Raw genomic sequence first — 10,597 nt, 5'->3', positions numbered from 1 at the left:
GACGAGAGCTTGTCGGACTCGCCGTGGTTGATGAAGGCGTGCTTGATCGTCGGGATGCGCAGCACCTGCGAGGTCTTCGCGGCGTTCGCCGGGTGCAGCATCATCTTCAGCGTCGAGTTCTCCAGGGAGAACATCGTGGCGACCTTCGGGAAGCAGATGATCGGCACGTCGGTGGCGTCGATCTTGTTGACCATGAAGCGTTCGCGCAGCACGATCAGCGGCTTGCCGTCCACGTCGGCGAGGGTGGAGAGCCACATGTTCGCCTGGTACGCGGAGGTCGTGCCGCCCGAGAAGTACATGGCGACGGTCGGCTTGTACTCCGCGAGCCACTTGTCGAGCCACTCCATGACCTTGGCCTCGTTCAGCGACCGCTTCTTCGGGAGCAGCCAGGTGGCCAGGTAGAGCGCGCCGCCGCCGAAGAGGACGAGGGAGAGGCCGATGCCGATGCCGCCCCAGTAGGCGTCGGTCGTCGCGGCCGTGACCAGCAGGCCCGCGGTGGCCGGAATGGAGAAGGCGAGCAGGCGGTGGCTGGGCCGGCGGGCCAGGATGCGCGGCGGCGCGGCGGACAGGCGCAGCGCCGAGGCGTCGATGTTGCGGGTGAGGATCGGCAGCGTACGCGTGCGGCGGACCAGGACCGCGGCGGCCTGGCAGCCGAAGTGCAGCACGTACACGGCGAGCAGCGCGAAGAGGAGTGGCGCCTGCTCACCCGTCGGGTCGATGCCGTCGATGCGCAGCAGGCCGACGAAGATCAGCATGTCGCGCAGCAGCTGTCGCACGGTGACGTCGAAGCGCACCTTGGCCAGGAGGGACAGCAGGCCCGGCTGCCGGTACTGCAGGTACGTGTCGAGCGCGAGGCCGGCCGCGCTCGTGGCGACGAACACCGGGACGTTCGGGAGGGACGCGCTGACGAGCTGGGCCACGAAGAGCGCGAACATCGCCAGCAGCGCTGAGAGCTGCACGATGCGGCGCGGGGCAAGTCCGGCGGAGGGCACGGGCTGGGCTCCTGGCAGGAATAGGAGGGGATCAGTAGGGGTCAGGCAGTAAGGGGGTCAGGCGTGAAAAGGCTGACCACTGACCGTATGACTTCGAGCGGTCCCGTAGCAATCCTCCGTGACGGCAATCACCCTAAAAAGGGGCAAAGGGCACGCGACTCGGGGGTCCAAATCCCCGTCCGGCGTGTCCGCCCCTCGAAACCGGGCGGCAAGCCCATGGCCACGTCACGTACATTGCGCGGCATGTCAGGGGCAACACGTGCGGCACGGCAGGGCGTGGCGGAAGCGCGCCGGATCGTCGTCAAGGTCGGATCGTCATCGCTCACCACGGCCGCGGGGGGCCTGGACGCGGACCGGGTCGACGCCCTCGTGGACGTCCTCGCCAAACACCACGGCGGCTCCTCGAGTGGTGGCGGCAAGGAGATCGTCCTCGTCTCCTCCGGTGCCATCGCCGCCGGGCTCGCCCCGCTCGGCCTCAGCCGCCGCCCCAAGGACCTCGCCCGCCAGCAGGCCGCCGCCAGCGTCGGCCAGGGGCTCCTCGTCGCCCGCTACACCGCCTCCTTCGCGCGCTACGGCGTCCGCGTCGGCCAGATCCTCCTCACCAGCGACGACATGGCGAGGCGCACCCACCACCGCAACGCCTCGCGCACCGTCGACCAGCTCTTCACCATGGGCGCCCTGCCGGTCGTCAACGAGAACGACACCGTCGCCACCGACGAGATCCGCTTCGGCGACAACGACCGGCTCGCCGCCCTCGTCGCCCACCTCGTCCACGCCGACCTGCTCGTCCTCCTCTCCGACGTCGACGGCCTCTACGACGGCGATCCCAGCAAACCCGGCACCTCCCGCATCGCCGAGGTGCGCGGCCCCGCCGACATCGCCCACGTCAAGATCGGCAGCGCCGGAAAGGCGGGCGTCGGCACCGGCGGCATGGTCACCAAGGTCGAGGCCGCCTCCATCGCCGCCGCGGCCGGCATCCCCGTCGTCCTCACCAGCGCCAGCCACGCCGCCGACGCCCTCGCCGCCCGCGACACCGGCACCTACTTCCACCGCACGGGCCGCCGCAGCGCCGACCGGCTGCTCTGGCTCCAGCACGCGTCCACCCCGCGCGGTTCCCTCACCCTCGACGACGGCGCCGTCCGGGCCGTCGTCGAGCGCCGTACGTCGTTGCTCCCGGCCGGGATCGCGGCCGTCGAGGGTGAGTTCAGCGCGGGCGACCCGGTCGAGCTGCGGGACGGCGAGGGCCGCGCCGTCGCCCGCGGCCTCGTCAACTTCGACGCCAAGGAGATCCCGCAACTGATCGGCCGCTCCACCCGCGAACTGGCCCGCGCGCTCGGCCCCGCGTACGAGCGCGAAGTCGTACACGCGGACGATCTGGTCCTCCTCCGGGCGTGATCCGGGGGCCGGTCGCCTTCGAAAGCGTTGTGCAATCGGCCGAAAGCCTGCCACCCGCGGGGGACCTTCCGTAAAACCACCCCAAGAGGACTCGCGTCCTGCTCAACTCTTGATGCAGGCAGTTCATGCAGAGCATGTTCACGCAGTGCGTGTGCACGCGGACATGCGGAGAGTTCCGCACGACCATTGCGCAAAGGAGGCCGTCGTGAGACGAGCGCGCCCGGGGGCGACGCCCCGAGCGTCGGCGGAGCGGGCACTGACCAGCGTGGCCGCCGGGGACGCGTACGAGGAGGAGACCGCGGGGGACGCGGGATCCGACAGCAGGGGCATGGCCGAAGAGGGCCCCCGGCTCTGGCACATCACGCTCACCGTCTCCGGCGCCGAGGCGCCCCTCGCCGAGGTCCGCCGCGGCCTCGAACAGCTCGCCCACGACCACCCCTTCCTCCTGACCAGCCGTTACGCCGTCGACCACGCGGAGATCCGCTACTGGGAGGAGGCCCGGGACCTGCACGACGCGGCGGCCGTCGCGCTGCGCCTGTGGGGCGAGCACCGCCAGACCTCGCAGCTGCCGCCCTGGGAGATCGTCGGCCTGGAGGTCATCGACCGCGAGACCTACCACCACCGCATCGCCGAGGGCCACGGACCGCTGCCGGCGACCCCGGTGGGTGTCCACCCGTTCTGAGAGCTCGACCCCGCCCGGTGCGACTGTTGAACGTGCACATTCTTGACGGGCGCCACATTTCGGGCAGGCACCCGTTTCAAACGACTCCCCGGCGCCGGCCTGCCCCTTTTCGGCCATGTCTCACCTCCCGGAACAGGATCTGGACGCCCGCTCGTCCCCCGTTACCCTGCGGTGCATGACGTCGCCTTCGCTCAACCCGTACGACTCGATGACCCCCGTCACCCGGGCCGCCTACCGCGCCCGCGGCGCCGCCAACGACCTCGCCCCGCTGCCGCGCGCCGAGAAGGACGACGCGCTCGCGGCCATCGCCGACGCCCTCGAAGTCCGTACGGCGGAGATCGTCGAGGCCAACGCGGAGGACATCGCCCGCGCCCGCGAGGCCGGCACCAGCGAGTCGATCATCGACCGGCTCACCCTCACCCCCGAGCGGGTCCGCGCCATCGCCTCCGACGTGCGCGACGTCATCGCCCTGCCCGACCCGGTCGGCACCGTCGTCCGCGGCAACACCCTCCCCAACGGGATCGACCTGCGCCAGGTCCGCGTCCCCCTCGGCGTCGTCGGCATCATCTACGAGGCCCGGCCGAACGTCACGGTCGACGCCGCCGCCCTCTGCCTCAAGTCCGGCAACGCCGTGCTGCTGCGCGGCAGCTCCTCCGCGTACGCCTCGAACACCGCGCTCGTGCGCGTGCTGCGCGACGCCGTCGGCGGCAGCGGCCTGCCCGCCGACGCCGTGCAGCTCGTGCCCGGCGAGAGCCGCGACTCGGTCACCGAGCTGATGCGCGCCCGCGGCCTCGTCGACGTCCTCATCCCGCGCGGCGGCGCCTCCCTCATCAAGAACGTCGTCGAGAACTCGATCGTCCCCGTCATCGAGACCGGCACCGGCAACTGCCACGTCTACGTCGACGCCCACGCCGACATCGACATGGCCGTCGACATCCTGATCAACTCCAAGGCGCAGCGCCCCTCCGTCTGCAACGCCGCCGAGACGCTCCTCGTCCATCAGGACATCGCCGAGACCTTCGTGCCGCGCGCCCTGGACGCCCTCGCCGACGCGGGCGTCACCGTCCACGCCGACCCGCGGGTCCTCGCCTTCGCCGACCGCTCCAAGGCCACCGTCGTCGAGGCGACCCACGAGGACTGGGAGACCGAGTACCTCTCGTACGACATCGCCGCCGCCGTCGTCGACGACCTCGACAAGGCCGTCGAACACATCCGGCTCTGGTCCTCCGGGCACACCGAGGCCATCGTCACCACCGACCAGCGCGCGGCCCGCCGCTTCACCCAGTTGGTCGACTCCACGACCGTCGCGGTCAACGCCTCCACCCGGTTCACCGACGGCGGCCAGTTCGGCTTCGGCGCCGAGATCGGCATCTCCACCCAGAAGCTGCACGCCCGCGGCCCGATGGGCCTGCCCGAGCTGACCAGCACCAAGTACATCGTCACCGGCGACGGCCACACCCGCTGAGCCGTTCGGGGTGACGTAGATTTCCGCACCGTCTGCCCAAATTGACCCCTCCGGTCTACTCTGGACGGGTGCCGGAGGACGTGGGTGGCGCGCCGTTCCCGGACGGCCCGGAGCCCGACGACGACCACGACCGCGGGGGCTGGGACGAAGAGTTCGCCTCCGTGGTCTTCGACGAGGACTTCGTGAAGGCCGCCGAGGTCCATGAGCCCACCGCGGTCGAACGCCTGCTCGCCGCGGCCCAGGCCCGCGCCGAGGCCCAGGAGGCCGAGGCCCGCAGAGCCCGCACCCGCCGCGGCCCCGACGACGACTTCTACGACGACGGAGACGGATACGGCCCCGGCGGCGCGGCCGGATCCGGCCGCCTGCACGACGACGCCGACGCCCTGTACGAGGAGGGCCTGGAGCAGGACGGCCGGGGCGGCCCGCACCCGGGCATGGTCCGCTGGCGCAGGCCCGTCGCCTGGGCGCTCGCCCTGCTCATGGGCGTCGGCATGGTCGCCCTCGCCTTCACCGCCGTCTACCGGGGCGCCTCCTCGGGCCGCCAGGAGCAGGTGCCGCCGCCCGCCACGACCGAACTGGAGAAGGGTCTCCCAGGCCCGCCCTCCGCCTCCGTCGACCACTCGCGGCCTGCGGTTTCGGCGGTCCCGCGAACCCCTTGAGCGGCGCTGTGCACGGACGGCGGAAGTTGTCGCGCACGAGGGCGTTTACTCAACGACCCGGGGACCTAACCTGAAGGTATGGGCGGCCCAGGAGACCCCCCGGAGGGGACACCGGAAGGTGGCCCCGCCGGTGGCGGCGGAAGCGAGGACGAATACGGCTCCGTCGTGTTCGACGAGTCCTTCGTCCGCGCCGCCCGCCTCCAGGAGTTCTCCGCCCAGGAACGCATCTCCGACCACGCGCCCGCCGTGCGCCGCACCCCCGCGCTGCGCCGCGGCCTCACCCGCCAGGCCGTCATCCTCGTCGTCCTGATCGTCATCGCCTTCGGCACCGCGATCTACATGGGCGTCCGCAGTCCGTACCGCGCGACCCCGTCCGCCCGCGACCCCGAACCGCTGCGGATGACCGTGATCCCGCTCGCCCCGGACGCCAAGGTGCCCGGCGCCGCCTCCGTCCGCGAGCTGTACCGGCACAGCCCGGCCGCGCGGTTCTCCACCGCCGCCGACGGCATCACGCTGCCGCCCGAGGGCCGGCGCACCGCGCACTTCTCCGACAGCCAGGTCGTCACCGCCCTGACCACCGTCAAGGACTACCTCGTCGACTCCTCGCTCGACCCGGACGTGCTCACCGGGGGAGCGGTGCGGCCCGTCCGTATGCTCGTCGACCCCGGGCAGCTCGACCAGTTCGACCAGAGCTTCGACCGGCCCGCCATGGACGGGCGGCACGCCGCGACCGGCTGGCTCGTCCGCTTCGACCCCGCCGAGGCCGAACTCGCCGACCCGCACATCCGCGTACGTGGCACCCTGAACGCCGTCGAGACCACGACCGACACCCTGGAAGTGACCGCGGACCACACCTTCGTCTACGCGCTGCGCCCGGTCGGCGCCGCCGTCGACGCCGGGGCCCGCGCCTCCCTGTTCACCGTCCGCCGCGAGCTGCACTTCCGCTTCGACCGCGACGACCTGCGCAACCACCAGACCGAGCTGCTCGTCTCCTACGTCCAGGCCGGGCCGCTCTCCTGCTCCGCCGACCAGTCCGAGCACCTGCACCCGCTGCTCGCGGGCGAGACGGCGACGCAGGACGGCCCGGCGGGCACCGACCCGTCGCGACGGGCGGTCGACCGGCTGTGCGGCGCGCTCGCACCGAGCGCCCAGCCGTCCGTCTGACCCCCGCCCCGGGCCAGCCTCGCGTCGTCCGCCGAGCCGTGGTTGCCGTCGTTGCCGCCGCCCTTCGCCCCGCCGGCCCCGCTGCCCGACCCGCCCCCGGTGCCGAAGCCGCCGAAGCCGCGCCGGACCCGGCCGCCGAGGTCGCCCGCGCCGCCCGCGATGTCGCTGACCAGCTTCATCAGCGGGTCCTTCGAGTTCTTCACGTGGTCGGTGTAGTGCGCGGCCGACTCACGGAAGGAGTCGGTCACCGAGGTGTCCTTGTCCTCGGTGCGGCGCGGGTAGTGCCCGTCCATCAGACGCTGGTAGTCGCGGGTCTCCGCCCACTTCTTCAGCTCGGCGGCGCGCACCGTCGTGAACGGGTGGGAGCGCGGCATCACGTTCAGGATCTTCAGGACCGAGTCGCGCAGATCGCCCCCGGCCTCGTACTCCTCGGCCTGCTTGAGGAACGCGTCCACGTTCATCTCGTGCAGGTGGTTGCCGCCCGCGATCTTCATCAGGCCGCGCATGGAGGCCTTGAGGTCCTGGCCGACGAGGAGACCGGCGCGGTCCGCCGAGAGTTCGGACTTGCGGAACCACTCGCGCAGCGCCGTCACGATCGCCATGATCGCGAGGTTGCCGAGCGGAATCCACGCCACGCGCAGCGCGAGGCTGGTCAGGAAGAGCAATATCGTCCGGTAGACCGAGTGGCCGGAGAGCGCGTGGCCCACCTCGTGGCCGACGACCGCCCGCATCTCCTCCTCGTCGAGCAGCTCCATCAGACCCGTCGTGACGACGATGATGGGCTCGTCCAGGCCGATGCACATCGCGTTCGGCTGCGGGTCCTGGTTCACGTACATCGGCGGGACCTTCTCCAGGTCCAGGATGTAACAGGCGTCCCGCAGCATCGAGTTCAGGTGCGCGAACTGGTCGTCCGAGACGCGCACGGAGTCCGACAGGAACAGCAGACGCAGACTGCGCTCCGGCAGCAGGCCGCTCAGCGCCTTGAAGACGGTGTCGAAGCCGGTCAGCTTCCGCAGCGCCACCAGCGCCGAGCGGTCCGCCGGGTGCTCGTACGCCCGCGAGGAGATTCCGGGGAAGCGCCTGCGCTGCCTGCTGGGTACGTTGTCGTGTCGCTCGTTCGGTACGTCGGGCATGGGCCCCCCATGTCGATGGCCTGTCGATGCGCGGGTCGGTACGGCTCCGCACCTATGTGGACGCGCGTGTCGCTGTGTTCGGTTGTGCCCCCGAGGCGGGATCCACATTAGGCGGAGTTACCGTGGCGGGGCAGCACACAGAAGGAGCGAACCGTGATGGATCACCACTCAGTCGGCGCGGGCCTCGGCCACGCCGTCGCCGCCGCGTCCGATCAGGGCCCCGGCAGCCTGCTGCGCATCGTCCTGGTCGTGGCCATACTCGGCGCCGTCTTCATGGCCTGGTTCCTGCTGCGGGGCTACAAGCGCGACGACTGAGCCCGGTTCCGGACCCGGGTGGCGGACCCGGCTTTCGGACCCGTACGGCAGAGTCGGCGTGAGCGGCGGGAGACCGCCCGCTTACGATGGGCGGGAAGTCTTTATCCCGATCACACCCGATCCCACACCGGATAGGTCCTGCTGACGATGAGCCTCCCCAGCACCGCTGCCCAACTGGCCACTCTCGCCGCCGAGGGCGGCGAGCACGGCGGCAACCACGAGAGCATCAGCCCCCTGCTGACGGGTGGTGCCGCGTTCGTCATCCTGATCCTCCTGCTGTGGATCACCACCCGCTTCAACCGCGACCGCTGAGCGGACCGCTCGGCCCCGCGGCGCGAACCACTCGGACCGGGCCAGTAGGCTCTGCACGCATGGGAGCGCAGGACATGCCTACCGGCCCGGTCAACAGCCCGGCCGGCGGCCCGGACCACGAGCGGGAAACGCCCGCCAAGCGACGTCTCGGCGTCATGGGCGGAACGTTCGACCCGATCCACCACGGACACCTGGTGGCGGCCAGTGAGGTCGCCGCGCAGTTCCACCTCGACGAGGTGGTCTTCGTACCGACCGGGCAGCCGTGGCAGAAGAGCGACAAGAACGTGTCCCCGCCCGAGGACCGCTATCTGATGACGGTCATCGCGACCGCCGAGAACCCGCAGTTCTCGGTGAGCCGCATCGACATCGACCGCGGCGGTCCGACGTACACCACGGACACCCTGCGCGACCTGCGCGCGCTCAATCCGGACACGGACCTCTTCTTCATCACGGGCGCCGACGCCCTGGGCCAGATCCTCACCTGGCGTTACACCGAAGAGCTCTTCTCCCTGGCACACTTCATCGGCGTCACCCGGCCCGGCCACCCGCTCACCGACCCGGGGCTCCCCGAGGGCGGTGTCTCGCTCGTCGAGGTGCCCGCGCTCGCGATCTCGTCCACGGACTGCCGGGACAGGGTCGCCAAGGGGGACCCCATCTGGTACATGGTGCCGGACGGTGTGGTGCGCTACATCGACAAACGCCGGCTGTACCGAGGCGAATGACCCTGCACCGCCGAGAGGGGCATCGGTGAACGACCGCTACGACGGTTACGACCAGCGTGACGAGAGGTACGAGCTGGTCGGCTACGACGAGTTCGGCCGGCCGGTCTACCGGCAGGCCCAGCAGGCGCCGTCGTACGAGTACGGCTACGACCCGTATGCGACGGGGGCGACGGGACAGCAGCAGCCGGGGCAGCAGCAGCCGGCCCAGACCTATGACCCGTACGCCACCGGGGACCCGTACGCCGCCCAGGGGCAGTACGCCACCGGCGCCTACGACCCGTACGGGCAGCCGCAGCAAGGGCAGCACCACGGGCAGCAGGCCCAGCAGGTGCACCAGGTGCACCAGCAGACCGAGCAGGCCACCGCCTACATCCCGCAGCAGGCGGCGCCGCCGCAGGAGCAGCAGGAGCCGCAGGGCCGGCGGGGCGAGCGGGACCAGCAGGGCGAACCGGACCGGGACTACCGCACCGAGCAGTTCTCCTTCGTCGAGGAGCCGGACGAGAACTCCGAAGACGTCATCGACTGGCTGAAGTTCACCGAGTCGCGCAGCGAGCGGCGCGAGGAGGCGCGGCGCCGCGCCCGCGGCCGGGTCGTCGCGCTCATCGTCGTCCTCGCCCTGTGCCTGGTCGGCGGCGTCGGGTACCTCGCCTACGCGGGCAAGCTGCCCTTCTTCTCCAAGGACGACAAGAAGGCGGGCGCCGCCGCCGCGACCGGTCCGCAGAACCGTGACGTCATCGTCGTCCACCTGCACAACACCAAGGGCGGCGGCACCTCCTCGGCGCTGCTCGTGAACAACACCACGACGAAGCAGGGCAGCACCGTCCTGCTCCCCAACTCCCTCGCCCTGAGCGGCGACGACGGCTCCGCCACCACCCTCGGCAAGTCCGTCGACGAGGACGGCTCCTCCGGCACCAGCGGCGCCGTCGACACCCTCCTCGGCACGGAGATCGAGGGCACCTGGCGGCTCGACACCCCGTACCTCAACAACCTCGTCGAACTCGTCGGCAACATCGAGGTCGACACGGACACCGACGTCCCCGACCCCGCCAAGAAGGGCACCACCCTCGTCCACAAGGGCGAGGCGCAGACCCTCAGCGGCCCGATGGCCGTCGCGTACGCCACCTACCGGGGCAAGGGCGAGGCCGACACGGCGCAGCTCATGCGGTTCGGGCAGGTCATGCAGGCCGTGCTGCGCAAGCTGTCGTCCGACCCGCAGGCCGCGACCACCACCGTGCAGACCCTCGCCCAGATCCTCGACCCGTCGCTGACCGAGAAGGACCTCGGCGCCTTCCTCGCCAAGCTCGCCGACCACGCCAAGGAGGGCGACTACAAGACCGCCCTGCTGCCGGTGCAGGCGAACGGCACCCTCTCCGAGGCGACCGCGGACTCCGTCGTGAAGGACGTCCTCGGCGGCACCGTCAAGGCACCCGCCGCCGGTGACTCGCTGCGCGTCGCCGTCAAGAACGCGACCGGAGCCGCCTCCCGCACCGAGAAGGCCCGCGTCGCCCTGGTCAACGGCGGCTACACCTTCGTCGCGGGCGGCAACGGCGGCTCGGTCGCCACGTCCCAGGTCACCTACGGCGACGACGCCCGCAAGCAGGACGCCGTCGAGGTCGCCAAGACGCTCGGCCTGCCGACGTCGGCCGTGAAGAAGGACAAGGCCGCGTCCAACGCGGACGTGTCCGTCGTCCTCGGCCAGGACTACAGCGGCTCGTGACGTGCGGCTCGTGACGTCCGGCCCGTGACGTCCGGCCTGTG

The 10,597-nt window shown here is 71.2% G+C and carries 9 protein-coding genes and 2 pseudogenes; 9 read left to right on the top strand and 2 right to left on the bottom strand.

Going from position 1 to position 10,597, the window contains the following annotated elements; genetic code table 11:
- Window positions 1-992: pseudogene (locus N5I75_RS11570) on the bottom strand (hypothetical protein); the annotation flags it as partial.
- Between the two features lie 243 nt (window positions 993-1,235).
- Between N5I75_RS11570 and proB the strand changes: the two are divergent.
- The 5 genes and pseudogenes from proB to N5I75_RS11545 all read left to right on the top strand — a co-directional run.
- On the top strand, window positions 1,236-2,387 hold the full coding sequence (proB, locus tag N5I75_RS11565; RefSeq protein WP_476676617.1) for a glutamate 5-kinase: 1,152 nt from the start codon (window positions 1,236-1,238) through the stop codon (window positions 2,385-2,387).
- Window positions 2,388-2,550: 163 nt separating this feature from the next.
- Window positions 2,551-3,069: a hypothetical protein gene (locus N5I75_RS11560; protein WP_476677019.1), complete on the top strand. Its 519-nt coding sequence runs from the start codon at window positions 2,551-2,553 to the stop codon at window positions 3,067-3,069.
- Between the two features lie 175 nt (window positions 3,070-3,244).
- The gene (locus N5I75_RS11555; protein ID WP_476676616.1) at window positions 3,245-4,534 is read left to right on the top strand and encodes a glutamate-5-semialdehyde dehydrogenase; all 1,290 of its coding nucleotides are present in this window, start codon (window positions 3,245-3,247) and stop codon (window positions 4,532-4,534) included.
- Between the two features lie 68 nt (window positions 4,535-4,602).
- Complete coding sequence (locus N5I75_RS11550) at window positions 4,603-5,193, top strand: SCO2584 family spore wall biosynthesis protein (protein WP_476676615.1); 591 nt, start codon at window positions 4,603-4,605, stop codon at window positions 5,191-5,193.
- A gap of 78 nt (window positions 5,194-5,271) precedes the next feature.
- A pseudogene (locus N5I75_RS11545) lies at window positions 5,272-6,288 on the top strand (SCO2583 family membrane protein); the annotation flags it as partial.
- Here the strand turns inward: N5I75_RS11545 and N5I75_RS11540 are convergent.
- The gene (locus N5I75_RS11540; RefSeq protein ID WP_476676614.1) at window positions 6,186-7,490 is read right to left on the bottom strand and encodes a M48 family metallopeptidase; all 1,305 of its coding nucleotides are present in this window, start codon (window positions 7,488-7,490) and stop codon (window positions 6,186-6,188) included. The pseudogene N5I75_RS11545 and the gene N5I75_RS11540 overlap by 103 nt on opposite strands.
- A 156-nt stretch (window positions 7,491-7,646) precedes the next feature.
- Between N5I75_RS11540 and N5I75_RS11535 the strand changes: the two genes are divergently transcribed.
- The 4 genes from N5I75_RS11535 (at window position 7,647) to N5I75_RS11520 (ending at window position 10,556) form a co-directional block, all read left to right on the top strand.
- Window positions 7,647-7,805: a hypothetical protein gene (locus N5I75_RS11535; RefSeq protein ID WP_394434177.1), complete on the top strand. Its 159-nt coding sequence runs from the start codon at window positions 7,647-7,649 to the stop codon at window positions 7,803-7,805.
- A gap of 147 nt (window positions 7,806-7,952) precedes the next feature.
- The gene (locus N5I75_RS11530) at window positions 7,953-8,117 is read left to right on the top strand and encodes a hypothetical protein (RefSeq protein WP_476676613.1); all 165 of its coding nucleotides are present in this window, start codon (window positions 7,953-7,955) and stop codon (window positions 8,115-8,117) included.
- A gap of 59 nt (window positions 8,118-8,176) precedes the next feature.
- The gene (gene nadD / locus N5I75_RS11525; protein ID WP_476676612.1) at window positions 8,177-8,839 is read left to right on the top strand and encodes a nicotinate-nucleotide adenylyltransferase; all 663 of its coding nucleotides are present in this window, start codon (window positions 8,177-8,179) and stop codon (window positions 8,837-8,839) included.
- 25 nt (window positions 8,840-8,864) lie between these two features.
- Window positions 8,865-10,556: an LCP family protein gene (locus tag N5I75_RS11520; RefSeq protein WP_476676611.1), complete on the top strand. Its 1,692-nt coding sequence runs from the start codon at window positions 8,865-8,867 to the stop codon at window positions 10,554-10,556.
- Window positions 10,557-10,597 lie beyond the last annotated feature (41 nt).

Source organism: Streptomyces sp. R818 (assembly GCF_056172735.1).
Note: the sequence above shows the minus strand (reverse complement) of the source record. Positions and strands in the feature narration are given on the sequence as shown.